This is a genomic window from Erysipelatoclostridium sp. An15, from assembly GCF_002160675.1.
GTDB lineage: Bacteria > Bacillota_I > Bacilli_A > Erysipelotrichales > Coprobacillaceae > Thomasclavelia > Thomasclavelia merdavium.
Genome location: NZ_NFLA01000028.1, coordinates 21,493 through 38,301, shown reverse-complemented (window position 1 = coordinate 38,301; position 16,809 = coordinate 21,493). Strand labels below are relative to the sequence as shown.

The following is a 16,809-nucleotide window of genomic DNA, read 5'->3' as shown; positions in this document are numbered from 1 at the left end:
TCTCCCTGGTTCGAATCCAGGTACCCCAGCCAAGATGACCCGCTAGCTCAGTCGGTAGAGCATCTGACTTTTAATCAGAGGGTCAGGCGTTCGAATCGCCTGCGGGTCACCATTTCAATTAAATTGCCCAGGTGGCGAAACTGGTAGACGCACAGGACTTAAAATCCTGCGGACCTCAAAATCCGTGCCGGTTCGATTCCGGCCCTGGGCACCATGATTGCGGGTGTAGTTCAATGGTAGAACTTCAGCCTTCCAAGCTGACTACGTGGGTTCGATTCCCATCACCCGCTCCATTGCATGTAAATCAATCGTATGATTGATTTTTTTGTTTATTTGGATATTTTTATAGTAATAACGTTTTTTCTTTATTGTTTAAAAAAATTATTATATACTATAACAAATAGGAGGGATAAACAATGGCGGAAAGAATTACTGGACATACTAAGTTAATTGGCTTATTGGCTCATCCGGTTCATCATTCAACTTCACCAATGATGCATAATGAGGCTTTTGCTAAACTTGGTTTAGATTATGCTTATCTTGGTTTTGATGTTGATAATAATACTTTAGAAGATGCAATTAAGGGATTAAGAGCATTAAAAATGGTTGGGGCTAATGTTTCAATGCCAAATAAAATTTTGGTTGCAAAATACTTAGATGAACTTTCACCAGCTTCTAAATTATGTGGAGCTGTAAATACAATTGTTAATGAAAATGGTAAGCTAGTGGGGCATATTACTGATGGGATTGGTTTTATGCAATCGCTAAAAGATAATGATATTGATGTTATAGGTAAAAAGATGACAATTGGTGGTGCTGGTGGGGCAGCTACAGCAATTATGGTTCAAGCAGCTTTAGATGGTGTTAAGGAAATTTCGGTATTTAATGTAAGAGATAAATTCTGGGATAATGCGCTAGAAAAAATTGAAATGATCAATCAACAAACTGACTGTAAAGTGACTTTGTATGACTTGGCTGATTTAGATAAATTAAAAGCTGAAATCGCAAGTAGTCATGTTTTTGTAAATGCAACAGGAGTTGGAATGAAACCATTAGAAGGACAGACATATATTTCTGATGCTTCTTATTTACCAAAAGATGTTATTGTTGTTGATATTATTTATGTACCAGAACAAACAGCGTTATTAAAATTAGCGCAGGAAGCTGGTTGTAAATATATTAATGGAAAAGCGATGGTCTTGTTCCAGGGAGCGGCTTCTTTTAAATTGTGGACAGGACAAGATATGCCAATTGATTATATGAAAGAAATTTTGAATATAAAATAACAAATCAGGAAGCTGGTTTGTTTTTTTATGTGAAAATTAATTATTTTTAAAAGTTAATATAGAATTCATATCCGTGTATAATATGATAGATGAGGTGATTAATATGGCACAAAGATTTGAATTTAATGAAGAACATGATGAATTAGAAGATATGCCACTTGACTATCAAGAAGACGATAGTGACGAAGATACAGATGAAAAAGAGAAAACTGCTAAAAAACAGCGTGGTCGTAAAAAGAAAGTAACCAAGACAAAAAAACGTAACAAAACAAAAACGAAAGTAAAAAAAGAAAAGGGTGGTCGTTCTACTTTTTCTACGATAATAATATTTATTTTAATTGTCCTTATTATAGCAGGTGTAGGTGTTGGTGGTTATTTTGCCTATAATTATTATCAAGATCAACAAAATCAAATAGATAATCTTCAAGAAGAATTAGATAACCAGGAAAATCAAAATACTGATAGTAAAGAACAAAACTCTAATGAAAAACAAAATAGTAATAACGATAATATAAGTGATGAAGAAAATAATTCTCAAAATCAAGAAAATGATCAATTACCATCTTCAGGAAATGACTCACAAAATAATGATAATCAAAATAATGAAGATCAAAATAGTGATTCGAGTGAAGGTACTACTAATGATACTACTGATTCAAATGGAGAAACTGTTAATTAAAGCAGTTTCTTTTTTGTAATATAAAAAAATATTTAAATGTTTTTTTTTATAAAATAATACTTAAAATTGTTGATTTAAGCAATAAATGATAAAAAAATCGAAAAAAATTTTAAATTTATAAAATTAAATTTTATTGATTATAAGAGGATTTTTTGATAAGAGTATAAATAGGGTTAAAAAAATGTAAAATTTTTTTAAAAAAAGTATTGCAATAGTTGAAAATAGATGTTATTATATTAGGGCAGTAGTCGATGAGGCACTACTCAGAAACGAAATAAGCGGGTGTAGTTCAATGGTAGAACTTCAGCCTTCCAAGCTGACTACGTGGGTTCGATTCCCATCACCCGCTCCATATTTTTGCTTGAATAGCTCAGTTGGTAGAGCAATCGGCTGTTAACCGATCGGTCGTAGGTTCGAGTCCTACTTCAAGCGCCATGTGGCCTGTTGGAGAAACGGTTAACTCACATGCCTTTCACGCATGCATTCACGGGTTCGAATCCCGTACAGGTCACCATTTGAAATCATCCAGGACTTAGCGTCCTGGTTTTTTTGTTTAATTGGTAAAAATCATATGTGTTAACCCAATGGCATGATTATTTAATATCCCGGCAATATATGATAAAATCTGGCGTTGGCTAACAGTATAAATATCATAGAAAGATTGAATAAAGAATAAGCGGTTTGAGTCTCCTTCGTAATTAAGGAGCCACTTAACTGATTCAATAAAGTTACCATGGAATTGTGCTTTTTCAACAATTGGATTATAACTAGAAGTGTTTTCTTCTTGATAAATTCGTTCAAGATAGGTAGCGTTATTACGACAGTCAGAAGAATAGTTTATTAATTTGGTCTTTGTTTCATTGTTAGGAGCAATGGTTGCGACTAATTCATAATTAGCAGCAGCGAAAAGCTGATTGTAAATTAAGTTTTGTAAAACTGTATTATTCATTTTATCACCTGCTTTATTATATGCTTTGATTTTTTAAAGATAACTGATATTTTTCAATTGTTAGTTCATAAAGTTCGATATTTAAAAATTCACCACGTTTATAGCCATAATTTTTTAAAGAAACTAGTAATTCAAAGTTATTTTTAACTAAGATTTTTTTACTAGCTAGATTACGACTAAAAACTCGAGCAACAATGATTTTTGTATCATAGTTTGTAAATATATATTCGATCATTTGTTTAATTGCTTGATTCATTATTCCTAGATTCCAATATGGCTGTCCTAGCCAATAACCGATTTCACCACAATGGCTATATATATCGTGACCAAAGGTAAATGATATAGCACCACAAAATATTTGATCAACAGTTATCGCAAATTCGATAATTCTAGAATTGGGCTGGTTAGCTTTATTGATACAGTTTAAAGCATCTTGATTTGTAAAAGGATAAGGGAATTGATCGTTTAAATTGGCAGAAACATTAGGATTGTTGGCTAATAAAACTAGTTGATTTTGGTCTTGTAGAATATATGGTCGTAATTGGATTTTCATTTTGACACCTCTTGTTTAATATTTTTATCATGTTATACTAGGTTATAATAATTTAAGGAGATGAAAAATAATGTCATATCAGATTATAAAATTATTTGTTTATGTAATTTCAGTAATGTTATCGATGTGGAGTTTAAGTTGTTTTAATTATGATAATATTATTCATAAAGGGAAGGTAAGAGAGTTTTATTTGTTTTTTTTAATTGTATCTTTATCGTTAGGATATTTATTAGGAAGTTTTATTTTAGAGTTTGCAACGATTCATTTTTAACATATTATTAAGATCTCTTTCATATAGTTTGATGAGGTAATTATATGAAAGAGATTGGTGTTAAAATTGGAATCGTTTTTTTTATTTTAATCGCTTTTTTATCGATGCAATTTAAATCAAAATATGAAGAAACAACGATTACAGGTAAACAAGAACCGGATAAACCAGTACAAGTGGCAGTAACGATAGATAATAATGTTAATTATATTGATATGGATGATTATTTATTAGGGGTCGTTGCTGGAGAGATGCCAGCTGAATTTGAAATTGAAGCTTTAAAAGCCCAGGTCGTTGCAAGTCGGACTTTTGTTTATAATCGTAATTTAAGTGTTGATAATACTACTAACTCGCAGGTTTATTTGAGTGAGGAGCAAATGAAAGAAAACTGGGGTGATAAATATGATCAGTATCGTCAAAAAATTGTTACGGCTATCGATGAAACTAACGATGAAGTAATGAAATATGATGGTCAATATATAAGTGCGATGTTTTTTTCTTCTAGTAATGGTTATACTGAAAATGTTGAAGATTATTTTGAATCAAGTGCATTACCATATTTAAGGAGCGTTGATAGTCATTGGGATCTAACTGTTGATCCCAGTAATAGTCGCTCAAAAACTTTTTCTCGAGAGCAGTTAAAAGAAAAGTTTGCTTGTACTGACCTGGATTTTAATATTATTGCTTATAAAAAAAGTGGGCGTGTAGCTACTTTGAGCGTGGGTGGTAAAAATTATAGTGGTCGACAAGTTCGAGAAATTTTAGGATTAGCTTCAAGCTGTTTTGAAATTGAATATAGTGATGGTGATTATATTTTTAAAACTTTAGGCAGCGGTCATGGTGTTGGGATGAGCCAATATGGTGCGCAAGGTATGGCTTTAGAAGGTGCTGATTATAAAACAATTTTAAATCATTATTATACTAATATTGAAATTACAAATAATTAGTATAAACCTGATTTTAGTGGAAACACTACAAATGAGGTGAAATAATGAAACTTTTTATAAAGCGTAATCGACGGGTCTTGATTTTTACAGCTGTAGTTTTGTTTTTTTTACTTGGTGTTGGTGTTGTTCAGTTAATTGTTAATCAATATCAGCCTTATAATGATACTGCGGTTGTTAAAGTTGATGAAGGTCAGGAAGAAACAAATGAAAGTAATGATGATCCTCAAGCCCCAGCAGAAAAATTGATTAAACCAGTAGATGATGGTATTGAAATAGTAAAAAAGTTTTATGATGCTAGCTTGAGTGATGAAGAATTAGAAAACGCTCTAGTATATTTTGAAGGGGTGTATCGTCCTAATTTAGGTATCGATTTTGCTAATGATAACAAAGCTTTTGAAGTAAAAGCAGCATGTTCAGGAACAGTTACTAAAAAAGAAAATGATGCGTTATTAGGATGGGTAGTAACAGTTACTAATGAAAATGGAATTGCAACTACTTATCAGTCTTTAAGCGAAGTTACGGTAGAAAAAGATGCTGTAATTAAACAGGGAGATAAAATTGGTACTAGTGGTGAAAATGTTTATGAATCAGAATTAAAGAATCATTTACACTTTATTTTAGAAAAAGATAACCAGGCTATAAACCCTGAAAAATATTTTGATCAAGAGGTCTCAAAAATAGCGTTATAATCAACCAAATAGTGATAATTAAAAAAATTATCGCTATTTGGTTTTTTACCTTGTAAATAAAAAAAATCATGGTACAATAGTTAAGAAAAACAAGGAGGACGTATAATGGCATTATCAAAAGAAATTGGTATCGACTTAGGTACAGCAAATATTTTAATTTATGTCAAAGGTGAAGGTATCGTTGTTAATGAACCTTCTGTAGTTGCAATAGATGAAGAAACAAAAAAACCTTTAGCTGTCGGTCAAGAAGCTAAAGATATGTTAGGAAAAACACCAGGTAGAGTAAAAGCAATTCGTCCCTTAAAAGATGGGGTTATTGCTGATTTTAGAATTACTGAAATCTTAATTACTCATTTTATAAATAAATTAAACTTAAAAGGAATCTTTTCAAGACCAACTATTTTAATTTGTTGCCCTTCAAACATTACATCAATTGAAAAAAGTGCAATTAAAGATGTAGCTGAAAGATGTGGTGCAAAACGAGTATTTATTGAAGAAGAACCAAAAGTAGCTGCTGTTGGAGCAGGTCTTGAAATTTCTAAACCAACTGGAAATATGGTTATCGATATCGGTGGAGGAACTACTGATATTGCCGTATTATCTTTAGGGGATATTGTTACAAGCAGTTCATTAAAAATTGCTGGTGACGTTATGGATGAAGATATCATCAAATTTGTAAAAGATAAATATAAATTATTAATTGGTGATCGTACTGCTGAACAAATCAAAATGCAAATTGGTATTGCAATTAAAGGAATCAGCGATGAAACATTTGAAGTAAGAGGTCGTGATTTAGTTACTGGATTACCACATACTATTACTATTACTGCTGATGAAACTGAATTAGCATTACGTGAAACTTGTCAAACTATTGTTCGTGAAACTAAACATGTTCTTGAACAAACACCACCTGAATTAGCTGCTGATATCGTATCTAGAGGAATTTTCTTAACTGGTGGAGGTGCTTTATTAACAGGACTTGATCGCCTATTAGAAAATGAATTAGGAGTACCTGTATTTGTAGCTGATGATGCTTTAAACTGTGTTGCTAACGGTTGCGGTGTTATGTTAGAAAATACTCACTACGTAAAATAATTAATAGTCTATTAAAAGTACAGTTGATTACATATTGTAATTGATTGTACTTTTTTTAAAATTAATTTGTGACAAATTTTTCATGTTTATGTTAAAATTAATATGGTAGGTGAAAAATGTGTTATTTACATATAAACAAATTGCTGATTTAAATCCAACGGAGACAAGTGTATATCAATATGTAATTAAAAATATTCCAACAGTTATTAAAATGTCTGTTAGGGATTTAGCTAAAGCAACTCATGTTTCGACAGCTACTATAGTTAGATTTTGTCAAAAATTAGATTGTCAGGGGTTTGTCGAATTTAAAACAAAATTGAAATTGTTTAATGAAGGTTTGTTATTACCGGATATTGATGATGAAATAGATGTTATTTTAGAATTTTTTAATTATGCTAGAAGTGAAGACTTTAAAGAAAATATTGCTAAATTTGTCGAATATGTTGATAATGCTCAATCAATAACTTTTTTAGGAATTGGTACTAGTGGCTTGCTTGGCAAATATGGAGCACGTTATTTTAGTAATGTCGGTTATTATAGCCAAGGTATTGATGATCCCTATTGGCCACCGCCAGTAAATAGTGATAGTAGCCATTTGTTAATTGTTTTAAGTGAAAGTGGTGAAACTAGAGAAATAATTGATCAAATAAAGATGTATCAGCGCCAAAATACAAAAATTGTTTCAATAATTAATAAACCCGATACAACAATAGGAAATATGAGTGATTTGTGTATTAATTATTATGTTAAAGATATAATTTTACCCCAAACATATAATATTTCTTCACAGATTCCAGTTCTTTATATTTTAGAGCGAGTAACTCGGGAACTACAAAATAGTAAAAAACGTTCTTTACCATTAAAATTTACAAGTCGTAATTTATAAACTGATTATTTAAGTAATCAGTTTTTTGTTACAAACGATGTAACACATTACAGAAACGCGCGGAAATATTTAAAAATGGGTAATAATGTGCTAATTTTAAGGTATCAAGAAGCACATTTGTAAAAATACATTGATTTGATGTATTGATTAGTTATGTCACAATAAAAGCTGGCCACTTTTATTGATGACAAATAATGTGTTTAAAATTAGAGAAAGGAAAATGATTATGGTAAAGAAATGTTTTAAAAAAGTGACCGCTATGTTATTAGTGGTAATGATGTTAATGGCAACTTTTACTGTGATGCCAGTAGAAGCTAAAACTTTATCATTGCCAGAGTTTGATACTGAAAAAACATATGCGATAATTTCAACAACCACAAATAAAGCAGTTCAAGTAAGAGAAGTAACCTGGAGTGATGCTGGAGCTGTTTATGTTGATGGTGATGTAGTTAATAGTAAAGCAAAAGGTAAGGTTGCTTTTAAAATTACCAATCAAGGTGATAGTCAATATGCCTTTGCTTCAGTTGGAAATAATGGAGCTTTATTAAAGTGTGAAAATACTTTGGGTAATGGAATTTCATTTGTTTTCAACTATGATACTAATGTAAGCAATGATCATAAATTTACGATTGAACCGGTTGAAAACGGGTACAAGTTAAAAAGTTACAGTGGCGTATATTTAGGACTAGGTGAAAATGGTCGTTTAGATAAAGTTGCTGCTGATCAAGCCGAAGTATTTGTTTTTGAAGAAGTTTCAGTTATTGATGAATATGTATCGATTCAAAATGTAGAAACAAATAAACTGGTAAGTTTTAATGGGCAAGAAAACCTACAACCAGTAAAAGTAACCGGTGATATAAATAATATTACTGATGATGAAAAATTTATGCCTGCATATACAACTAATGATAATTATATTATGGAAGATGTTTCTGGAGCGATAGATACTGTTGCTTTTAAATCTAAAAGCAAACCTAATATGACAATTATCTCAGCTAATTGGGTAGATGGGGCAGTAAGTGATATAGTTGCTAAAGAAGCCAATCCAGGTGGTTGGGAATCAATTGTCGTTGAACCGGCTGGAAATGGACAAGTATATTTAAGAAGTTCATATACTCATGAATACATTACTGTAAATGAAAATGAAGAATTAGCATTATGTGATAAAACTGCAGCTAGTTTAACTGATAGAGAAAAATTTGTTATTCATAGTGAAGTTTTTCCTGAAATGATAACAGATTTAAAAATTGATAGTAGTACCAGAACCCAAACTACATTAGACTTATCATGGACTAATCCAGTATGTATTTATACACAAATTGAATTATATCAAAAAGGACCAAGTGATGAGTTTTATAGTAAAATCGCAGATTTAACAAACGAAAGTTCTTATACAGTTACTGGATTAAATCCAGGAAATGAATATAGTTATAAATTATTAGTTATCAATGGTGATAAAAGTGTTAGTACATATAGTAATGAAGTAAGTGCTAAAACTCGAGTTGGTGATAAACCAGCTACACCTACAAATGTAAAACTTGATGAAATAGGTAATAACAAAGTAAAGATCAGCTGGGATAAAGCTGAAAATGCGACTCATTATAAATTACAATGGGCTCCTAGTGCTTATGGAACATATACTGATGTCGAAAATGGTCTTGTTAAAGATGGTACTTCAATTGAAGTAGCATTAACTGGTAATAAATATGAAAATTATTATCGTGTTGTAGCAATCAATAATGGTAATAATGACCAAATTGGTGATGAAGCTGAATATTCTGATGTATCAAGATTTGTTTCATTAGAAACAAATTTATTTGGTGATCATACAATTATTTTTGCTCAAACTGATGATACAGCTCAAATTGACAGTATCTTATTAGCTTTGTTTGAACAACAACATGATGCTAATGCTGATGCTCAATTTAAAGCAGATCAATATCAAGTATATTTTAAACCAGGAGATTATACAGAAACTAGCTGTATGTATTTAGGTTTCTATACTTCATTTAATGGTTTGGGAAAAACTCCTTATGATGTTAAGTTAAATAACGTTGCGATTCCAGCGTATTTAACAGATAATAATGCAACTTGTAATTTCTGGCGTTCAATGGAAAATGTTTCAATTATTAATACTGGAAATGAACAAGGAAAAGCCCAATATGGTTCTTGGCGCGCTGATGAATTTAACTGGGCTGTAGCACAAGCTGCACCATTAAGACGTGTTTATTCATCTCGTAATGTATCATATGATTGGAATTATGGCTGGGCTAGTGGAGGTTATGTAGCTGATAGCTATTTTGAAGGTGATGCTGGAACTCATTCTGGTCAACAGTTCTATACTAGAAATAGTGTTATTAATGGTAATGCCTTTGGTACAACTTTAAATAACTTCTATCAAGGGGTTATTTCTGATAATTTACCAAACGAAGACACTGGTAATAGTCTAGTTAATGGAAATGGATATTCTAACTGGAATATTGGTGATGCTAGTGGTAATCAACAAGTATTTACAAATATCGAAACAACTCCAAAAATTAGTGAAAAACCATTCTTATATATTGATGATAATGGTGAATATCAAGTTTTTGTCCCAGCTGTTAGAGAAAATACTAATGGTGTAAGCTGGTCAGAAGATGATATGGGTGAAGGAAAAAGTATTCCTTTAAGCGAATTCTATATCGCAACACCTGATGATTTGGCTGCTACAATAAATGAACAAATTGCCGCTGGTAAAAATATTTATTTTACACCAGGAACATATTATGCCCAAGAACCAATCTTAGTAAATGAAGATAATACTATTTTATTAGGAACTGGAATGGCATCAATCATTCCTGCAAATGAAGAAGCAGCAATGATTATTGATGATGATGTTACTGGAGTTAAAGTTGCTGGCTTAATTTTTGATGCGGGTGAACATAGTAAATATTTATTAAAAGTAGGAACTGAAAAGAATTCTAATAACAACGAAGATAATCCAATTGTATTACAAGATTTATTCTTTAGAGTAGGAGGAACAACTGATACTCTTACAAAAGCTGATAATGCTTTAGAAATTAATGCTAATAATGTTTTATGTGATCATTTCTGGATTTGGCGTGCTGACCACGGTGCTGGTGTTGAATGGTATGGTAACGAATCTGATCATGGTTTGATTGTTAATGGTGATAATGTTACTTGTTATGCATTGTTCAATGAACATTTCCAAAAATATAACACACTATGGAATGGTGAAAACGGGGCAACATATTTCTATCAAAATGAAACAGCATATGATCCAATCTCACAAGAAGAATGGATGTCTCATAATGGTACTGTAAATGGATATTCATCATATAAAGTTGCAAATAATGTTAAAAGTCACTATGCTGTTGGTTTAGGTATTTATAATGTCTTTATTTATACTGGTGAAGATTATGACTCTTCTAAAGTACAGATTCAATTAGATAATGCGATTGAAGTACCAAATAGTGAAAATGTTTTAGTTGAAAATGCTTGTTTACAAACATTTGCTAAAGATGATGGCGCATTACAAAGAATTAATACAATTATTAATGGTGTTGGTGATGGTGTCAACAGTGGTAAAGATAATGAAACTGGCTTAACTGGTGAGGGATGGTCTCGAAAATTCTTGATCAGTTATCAAAATGGTACTGCTGTTGTTGGTAAAGCAACTGATGGCAGTGATGAACAAAAAGGTAAGTATCTTGGCGTTGAAACAATTACTAATGTTCGTCAATTTGGTGAAGATGGTTTAGATGTTGCTTCTATGCAGGCGCTTTATGATCAATATAAAGATTTAACTCAAGGTAATTATACTGAAGGTAGCTGGAATGAATTCAGCGCAGCTTTACAAGAAGTTGAACGCGTATTATCAACAGATTATTTAAAATATGAAGCTTCAAATAGTGAATTTAATGAAGTATTAAATAACTTTAAAACAGCTATTGAAAATCTTCAAGTAGCTGGTGATAAAACTAAACTACAAGAAATTTATGATAACTATCAAACATTAAAAGAAGCTAACTATACAAAAGATAGCTGGAAAGCTTTTGCTAGTGCAATGGAAGAAGCTAAAAAAGTATTAAATGATAGTGAAGCTCTACAAGAAGATATAGATAAAGCATATCAAGCATTAACAGATGCTTATAATAAACTAGTATTAATAAGTGATGATACTAATACTGGTGATAACGAAAATCAAGATTCAAATACTGATACCGTTAAAACACCAGCAAAACATGATACTAAAAAAGCAGTAAAAACAGGAGATGATAGCTTAGTTGCCTTATTTGCCACAACAGCTCTATTATCCTCAGTCGCTTTTACTTGCGTAAAAAGAAAACATGAAGATTAAAAAGATATTAATAGTTCTTGTTTGTCTGTTAACTTCATTGGTGCCAGTTAAAATAATGGCTCAAGAAAATAATAATCGCTTTGATAGCTGGAAAACATCAGCGATAATTACCCCGGAAGCTAAAGAATTAAAACCGGCTGGTAATATTGATGTAGCTTTCAATCAATTTGCAGTTGATGATATTGTAATAGATCATTATGATATTTATATTGATGGTCAAAAAGTTAATATTGTTTTTGCTGATGGAAAAGATATTTTAAAAACTAGTATATATCTAACTAAGACTGATTATTATCAATTACAAGTAGTTGCCGTTACTAAAGACAATCATGAATTTAGTTCTAATATCCGTAAGTTCCAGATTTGTAAAAAAGGACTAAATATTGATGATAAGGCAGTTAATACTCCAGTTGCTAATATGCAAGAAAGCTGGTATTACAACTGGAGTTATACTCCTTCAACTAACGTTACTGGTTCTAAAGAATTTGTGCCAATGATTTGGGATGAAAATAGCCTTTCCTGGCTAGAAAGTGATCAGGTAGCTAACTATACAACAATTCTTGGTTTTAATGAGCCTGATTTAACTAATCAAGCTAATTTATCTGTTTTACAAGCAGCTAGCTATCAAGATTTATTTACTAAAACAGGTTTACGAATTGGGTCACCGGCAACATCATATCCAACTAATGAATGGTATCAGGAGTATGGTAAAACTGTTAATATGGATGATATCGATTTTATCCCGGTTCATATTTATTATGATTGGGCTGGTGAGGGAATGGCGCAGGCTTTTTTAGAAGCAATCGATACTCTTTATCAGTTATACCATAAACCAATTTGGGTAAGTGAATTTGGAGTTGCTAATAGTGGTTTATATGGTGCCAATTCTAATTATGATGAAGCTAATAAGCAGATAAGTACTTATTTAAAAGAAACAATTGCTGGACTAGAAGCTCGTGATTATGTTGAAAGATATACCTGGTTTAATTTTGATGACGATGATGTAAATGGTGGTAAAACAGCTTTATATGATCAACAAACTGGCCAATTGACAGATCTAGGTAAATTATATAAATCACTAGGTAATCCTAATATTGAAGGTATTGATTTAAATGATGAATATGTAGAAGATGCAGGTTATTATATTGATTTAGATAAGATGATTAGTAAAGCTGATGAACTAATAGCTAGTAGTGATTATGATCAATATATCAATGTTGAAACTTTTGAAAATATTTTAAACCAGGCAAAAGCAATTGATCGTAATTTAGGGTCTAGTAGTCAATTTATAATTGATGATCTATATAAGCAATTATTAGAGGCTTATAATGGTTTAGAAAAACAAGCTGTTACACCAGAACTTCCTAAAGAAGATAAGGTAACAAAACAAACAGAACTTTCAAGTAGTTCAAGTGTTGCAACTGGTGATACTAGTAATGTTTTAATGTTAATGTTATTAATGCTTATATCTTATAGTGGATTTAAATTGGTTAATAAATAATTTTCGATAAAATCTCTTTTAGTTATCTAAAAGGGATTTTATTTTTCCAAAATAGTAAAAAGCAATTTCTTTAAAATGCCTTTGTTATAATTTAGTCATAAATAAAACAATGAGGTGGAAAGATGACAAAAGTATTATTTTTTGATATCGATGGAACATTGACAGAAACTCATGCCGGGGTTCCAGAAATGCCAGCTGGTCTGCAAAGAAAGATGCGTGAGTTACAACAACAGGGGAATTTACTTTTTATTGCCAGTGGACGACCATATGCTTTTATCTCTAAGACGATTTCTGATTTTGGTTTTGATGGGATGGTTTTAGCTAATGGGGCACATGTTGAATTAAATGGTGAGTTTATTTATCAACAGCCAACTAATCTACAAAAAACTATTAATTTAATAAAACATTTAGATGAAAAGGGTTATGAATATATTATCGAAACTAGTCGTGGTTCTTATTTGAATCCGGAATTTAAAGTATTAGAAGAATTTTTTATTAGCTGTGATATTAACGAAGATTATTTGATTACTGATTTTAATAAAGATGATGTAATTGATCAATGTTTGAAAATTGAAGTTAATGTTCCGGCAGATAAAATGGATGAAATTGAAGATATTATTAAAGATGATTTCAATTATGATAAACATGGAACTGAAAATGCTTTTGAAATATATTCTAATGTAATATCAAAAGCAACCGGAGTACAAAAAGTTTTAGAACACTTAAATTTAAATCATCAAGATAGCTATGCTTTTGGTGATGGGCTAAACGATTTAGAAATGATTCAGTTAGTCGGTACTGGAGTAGCGATGGGTAATGCTGTACCAGAGTTAAAAGAAGTAAGTGATTTAGTCTGTGATACCATTCAAAATAATGGTTTAGAAAAAGTTCTAGTTGAATTATTTGACTAGGATATTAAATTAGTACCATATAATAGTGGTACTTTTTTTATTATTAGAAATAGTTTTTGTTATTTACATATTAGTAATTTTTTTTTAAGATAGAAGTAGCTTATAAAAAGGGAGAAGGTAGTATGGCAGCTAAATATCCAGAAATAAAAAAATATATTTTAGAGCAAATTGATAATGGAAAATTTAAAGAGGATGTTATGTTGCCCTCTGAAAAAGAATTTACAGAATTATTTAACGTTTCTAGAATGACGGTTCGAAGAGCTTTTGATGATTTGATCCAGGATGGGGTATTGATTCGTAAACGCGGTAGTGGTTTGTTTTTAGCTAAAAAGAAAATGAGTCGGTCAATGAATCAAATTTCTGTTAGTAAAGATGAACAACTGCATAAAATCTTTAAGCAGTTAACAGTTAAAGTGTTAGAAGTAAAAGTTATTGATGATAATTATATTGCTAAAGAATATTTTAATCTTGAACAAGAAAAAATAATACGAGTTAAAAGGGTACAATTAGGAGATGGACAGCCAATTGTCTATGAAAAAATTTATTTACCACTTAAATATTTTACAATGGTAAAAAAGGAAGAGTGTTATCAAAGTTTTGAAAATGTCATTGAAAAACATTTTTTAATAAAACAACAAGAACTTTCTAATCAAATTATAGTAGAAGCTAAGGTCGCAAATAAAAAAACGTCGTCATTGTTACAAATACCGATCAATAGTCCAATTCTACAATTAAAAATTATTGCTAAGGATAGTAATGATAAAATATATTATTATGGTATTAATTCTTATCCAGGAGATCAGTTTGTATATTGTGGGGAAAGTTAGATTTTTAATCTAGCTTTTTATTTCTATTTTGGAAATTGTCTAGACAATTATAAATGATAGCGTTATATTATAAGTAGGTATAAATTAAAGACAAAAACTTAATGGATTGGAGGTAAAAAGATGGATAAATTATCAGAAATTAAGGAACTTATGCAACAAGGACGGGCTAAAAATGTTGTTACTTTAGTACAGGAAGCTTTAGATGAAGGAATTGAAGCTAATGTAATTTTAAATGATGCTTTGCTTGCGGGAATGGCAATCATCGGTGATAAATTTAAACAGGAAGAGATTTTTGTCCCAGAAGTTTTAGTTGCTGCTAGAGCGATGAATAAAGGGGTTGAAGTTTTAAAACCATATTTACAAGATTCTAGTAACATTAGTAAAGGAACTGCCGTACTTGGAACGGTAAAAGGTGATTTGCACGATATTGGAAAAAATTTAGTTAGAATCATGATGGAAGGTAAAGGAATCGATGTTATTGATTTAGGTACTGATATTAGTGCTGAAACATTTATTGATGAAGCTAAAAAGAATCATGCTGATATTATTTGTTGTAGTGCTTTGCTTACAACAACGATGCCTGAAATGAAAAGAGTAGTTGATTTAGTTAAAGCGGAAAATTTGGATGTTAAAGTAATGATTGGTGGAGCACCGGTTAATCAAGAATTCTGTGATGAAATTGGAGCTGATTATTATACTGATGATGCAGCTAGTGCGGCTGATGTAGCGGCATCTATTTTGGAGGGAAGAGCATGTTAACGAAAGAAAAGAAACAACAGTTAATTAATGATTTTGAAGACTGGTGGGATCATAAATTAGAAAGACCAATTATCCAGGTTACTTTAAAAAAGAAAAATACTGAAAATGTAGCTAGTCGTGGTCAGCTTTTAAAAATGGTTTATGATAATACTTGTCCTGCTAGTAAAGTGGCTAAAAGCTACCGGGCTGTTTATGAATCTAATCTTTATTTAGGGGATGCTTTTCCTAATTTCTACATGCGTTCTACTGGAATTCTTGGGGCAATGCTAGGTCAAAGCTATCATATTGATGAAGAAAGAGGAACAATCTGGTTTGAAGAAATGAAAGGTAAAGAACTTCAGGATATTCGACCTTGCTTAGATGAAAATAATTGGTTATATCAAAGAGGAATGGATTTAATAAAAGCATTCCAGGAAGAATTTAAAGATGATATTGCTTTTGGAATTCCGAATCTAGGCGGTATGATGGATATTGTTGAATCAATGCGTGGTGCTAATAATTCGTTATTGGATTTATATGATGATCCTGATGAAGTTACTAGATTAAATGATGAGATTTATAACGCTTATGAGTTTGCATATAAAAACTATATTGAACAGATTTCTAAACAAAAAGGATTAGGATATTCAGGATGGATATCTTTGTTGTCGCAAAAACCATACTTTATTTCACAATGTGATTTTTGTTGTATGATTGGACCAGCGCAGTTCGATGAGTTTGTTACTGATACTTTAAAAAAAGAAGTTGATTTGATTGAACGTTCTTTCTATCATTTAGATGGTCCTGGAGCAGTTAGACATTTAGATCGAATTATTGAATGTGGTTTTGCAGGTATTCAATGGATCAATGGAGCCGGCTCTAAACCAATTGATGATAAGCAGTGGAGTGAAATTTATCATAAGGTTCATGATGCGGGATTGTTATTACAAATAAATTGTTATAATAAAGATGAGTTGCGTTTTATAGATCATATTGTTAATTTATTGCAGACAACAAAAGGGTTAGCGTTTATTTGTGAAGGTAATGAAGAAGATCGTGAGGAATTTGAAAAGGTTTTAAATAAGTATGGAGTACCTAGATAGGTTAAAGGAGAATTATG

15 protein-coding genes and 6 tRNA genes are annotated in these 16,809 nt (G+C 31.1%); 19 read left to right on the top strand and 2 right to left on the bottom strand.

The window, feature by feature from the left end:
- Positions 1-36: 36 nt before the first annotated feature.
- From B5E92_RS09635 to B5E92_RS09600, 8 genes are all read left to right on the top strand, one after another.
- Positions 37-112, top strand: a tRNA-Lys gene (locus B5E92_RS09635).
- A 13-nt stretch (positions 113-125) separates the two neighbouring features.
- Positions 126-214: transfer RNA gene (locus B5E92_RS09630), tRNA-Leu, on the top strand.
- A 5-nt stretch (positions 215-219) separates the two neighbouring features.
- Positions 220-293 (top strand) — tRNA-Gly (locus B5E92_RS09625).
- 123 nt (positions 294-416) lie between these two features.
- Positions 417-1,286, top strand: a complete 870-nt coding sequence (locus B5E92_RS09620) for a shikimate dehydrogenase (protein ID WP_087301679.1) — start codon at positions 417-419, stop codon at positions 1,284-1,286.
- Positions 1,287-1,389: 103 nt separating this feature from the next.
- Complete coding sequence (locus B5E92_RS09615; protein ID WP_087301677.1) at positions 1,390-1,965, top strand: hypothetical protein; 576 nt, start codon at positions 1,390-1,392, stop codon at positions 1,963-1,965.
- Positions 1,966-2,243: 278 nt separating this feature from the next.
- Positions 2,244-2,317: transfer RNA gene (locus B5E92_RS09610), tRNA-Gly, on the top strand.
- A gap of 7 nt (positions 2,318-2,324) precedes the next feature.
- Positions 2,325-2,400: transfer RNA gene (locus B5E92_RS09605), tRNA-Asn, on the top strand.
- A gap of 3 nt (positions 2,401-2,403) precedes the next feature.
- Positions 2,404-2,479: transfer RNA gene (locus B5E92_RS09600), tRNA-Glu, on the top strand.
- Positions 2,480-2,518: 39 nt separating this feature from the next.
- Here the strand turns inward: B5E92_RS09600 and B5E92_RS09595 are convergent.
- Together B5E92_RS09595 and B5E92_RS09590 are read right to left on the bottom strand one after the other, a co-directional pair.
- Complete coding sequence (locus tag B5E92_RS09595) at positions 2,519-2,914, bottom strand: hypothetical protein (RefSeq protein ID WP_087301675.1); 396 nt, start codon at positions 2,912-2,914, stop codon at positions 2,519-2,521.
- 16 nt (positions 2,915-2,930) lie between these two features.
- Positions 2,931-3,467 carry a GNAT family N-acetyltransferase gene (locus B5E92_RS09590; RefSeq protein WP_087301673.1) on the bottom strand — a complete coding sequence of 179 codons (537 nt, stop codon included), beginning with the start codon at positions 3,465-3,467 and terminating at the stop codon, positions 2,931-2,933.
- Positions 3,468-3,537: 70 nt separating this feature from the next.
- On the opposite strand from B5E92_RS09590, the gene B5E92_RS09585 reads away from it, so the two are divergent.
- The 11 genes from B5E92_RS09585 to B5E92_RS09535 all read left to right on the top strand — a co-directional run bounded on the left by B5E92_RS09585 (position 3,538) and on the right by B5E92_RS09535 (position 16,792).
- Positions 3,538-3,738, top strand: a complete 201-nt coding sequence (locus tag B5E92_RS09585; protein ID WP_087301671.1) for a DUF1146 domain-containing protein — start codon at positions 3,538-3,540, stop codon at positions 3,736-3,738.
- A gap of 44 nt (positions 3,739-3,782) precedes the next feature.
- Complete coding sequence (spoIID, locus tag B5E92_RS09580; RefSeq protein WP_087301669.1) at positions 3,783-4,682, top strand: stage II sporulation protein D; 900 nt, start codon at positions 3,783-3,785, stop codon at positions 4,680-4,682.
- A gap of 44 nt (positions 4,683-4,726) precedes the next feature.
- Positions 4,727-5,371: a M23 family metallopeptidase gene (locus tag B5E92_RS09575; protein ID WP_087301667.1), complete on the top strand. Its 645-nt coding sequence runs from the start codon at positions 4,727-4,729 to the stop codon at positions 5,369-5,371.
- Between the two features lie 105 nt (positions 5,372-5,476).
- Positions 5,477-6,466, top strand: coding sequence for a rod shape-determining protein (locus B5E92_RS09570; protein ID WP_087301665.1), 990 nt, complete (start codon positions 5,477-5,479; stop codon positions 6,464-6,466).
- 118 nt (positions 6,467-6,584) lie between these two features.
- Positions 6,585-7,352, top strand: a complete 768-nt coding sequence (locus B5E92_RS09565) for a MurR/RpiR family transcriptional regulator (protein WP_087301663.1) — start codon at positions 6,585-6,587, stop codon at positions 7,350-7,352.
- A gap of 226 nt (positions 7,353-7,578) precedes the next feature.
- Positions 7,579-11,712: a fibronectin type III domain-containing protein gene (locus B5E92_RS09560; protein ID WP_087301661.1), complete on the top strand. Its 4,134-nt coding sequence runs from the start codon at positions 7,579-7,581 to the stop codon at positions 11,710-11,712.
- Positions 11,702-13,213 carry a glycosyl hydrolase gene (locus B5E92_RS09555; protein ID WP_087301659.1) on the top strand — a complete coding sequence of 504 codons (1,512 nt, stop codon included), beginning with the start codon at positions 11,702-11,704 and terminating at the stop codon, positions 13,211-13,213. The genes B5E92_RS09560 and B5E92_RS09555 overlap by 11 nt, the downstream gene beginning before the upstream one ends.
- 122 nt (positions 13,214-13,335) lie before the next feature.
- Entirely contained in the window at positions 13,336-14,124 is a 789-nt protein-coding gene (locus tag B5E92_RS09550) for a Cof-type HAD-IIB family hydrolase (protein WP_087301657.1), read from the top strand.
- A 122-nt stretch (positions 14,125-14,246) separates the two neighbouring features.
- Positions 14,247-14,951 (top strand): GntR family transcriptional regulator, encoded by a 705-nt coding sequence (locus tag B5E92_RS09545; RefSeq protein ID WP_087301655.1) that lies wholly within the window; start codon positions 14,247-14,249, stop codon positions 14,949-14,951.
- A gap of 120 nt (positions 14,952-15,071) precedes the next feature.
- Positions 15,072-15,710, top strand: coding sequence for a corrinoid protein (locus tag B5E92_RS09540; RefSeq protein ID WP_087301653.1), 639 nt, complete (start codon positions 15,072-15,074; stop codon positions 15,708-15,710).
- Positions 15,704-16,792, top strand: coding sequence for a hypothetical protein (locus B5E92_RS09535; protein WP_087301650.1), 1,089 nt, complete (start codon positions 15,704-15,706; stop codon positions 16,790-16,792). Before B5E92_RS09540 ends, B5E92_RS09535 begins: the two co-directional genes overlap by 7 nt.
- Positions 16,793-16,809 lie beyond the last annotated feature (17 nt).

Excerpts from the sequence above, each read along its gene's own strand:
- B5E92_RS09620 (WP_087301679.1), top strand. The coding sequence starts at position 417 with ATGGCGGAAAGAATTACTGGACATACTAAGTTAATTGGCTTATTGGCT.
- B5E92_RS09615 (WP_087301677.1), top strand. The coding sequence starts at position 1,390 with ATGGCACAAAGATTTGAATTTAATGAAGAACATGATGAATTAGAAGAT.
- B5E92_RS09595 (WP_087301675.1), bottom strand. The coding sequence starts at position 2,914 with ATGAATAATACAGTTTTACAAAACTTAATTTACAATCAGCTTTTCGCT.
- B5E92_RS09590 (WP_087301673.1), bottom strand. The coding sequence starts at position 3,467 with ATGAAAATCCAATTACGACCATATATTCTACAAGACCAAAATCAACTA.
- B5E92_RS09585 (WP_087301671.1), top strand. The coding sequence starts at position 3,538 with ATGTCATATCAGATTATAAAATTATTTGTTTATGTAATTTCAGTAATG.
- spoIID (WP_087301669.1), top strand. The coding sequence starts at position 3,783 with ATGAAAGAGATTGGTGTTAAAATTGGAATCGTTTTTTTTATTTTAATC.
- B5E92_RS09575 (WP_087301667.1), top strand. The coding sequence starts at position 4,727 with ATGAAACTTTTTATAAAGCGTAATCGACGGGTCTTGATTTTTACAGCT.
- B5E92_RS09570 (WP_087301665.1), top strand. The coding sequence starts at position 5,477 with ATGGCATTATCAAAAGAAATTGGTATCGACTTAGGTACAGCAAATATT.
- B5E92_RS09560 (WP_087301661.1), top strand. The coding sequence starts at position 7,579 with ATGGTAAAGAAATGTTTTAAAAAAGTGACCGCTATGTTATTAGTGGTA.
- B5E92_RS09555 (WP_087301659.1), top strand. The coding sequence starts at position 11,702 with ATGAAGATTAAAAAGATATTAATAGTTCTTGTTTGTCTGTTAACTTCA.
- B5E92_RS09550 (WP_087301657.1), top strand. The coding sequence starts at position 13,336 with ATGACAAAAGTATTATTTTTTGATATCGATGGAACATTGACAGAAACT.
- B5E92_RS09545 (WP_087301655.1), top strand. The coding sequence starts at position 14,247 with ATGGCAGCTAAATATCCAGAAATAAAAAAATATATTTTAGAGCAAATT.
- B5E92_RS09540 (WP_087301653.1), top strand. The coding sequence starts at position 15,072 with ATGGATAAATTATCAGAAATTAAGGAACTTATGCAACAAGGACGGGCT.
- B5E92_RS09535 (WP_087301650.1), top strand. The coding sequence starts at position 15,704 with ATGTTAACGAAAGAAAAGAAACAACAGTTAATTAATGATTTTGAAGAC.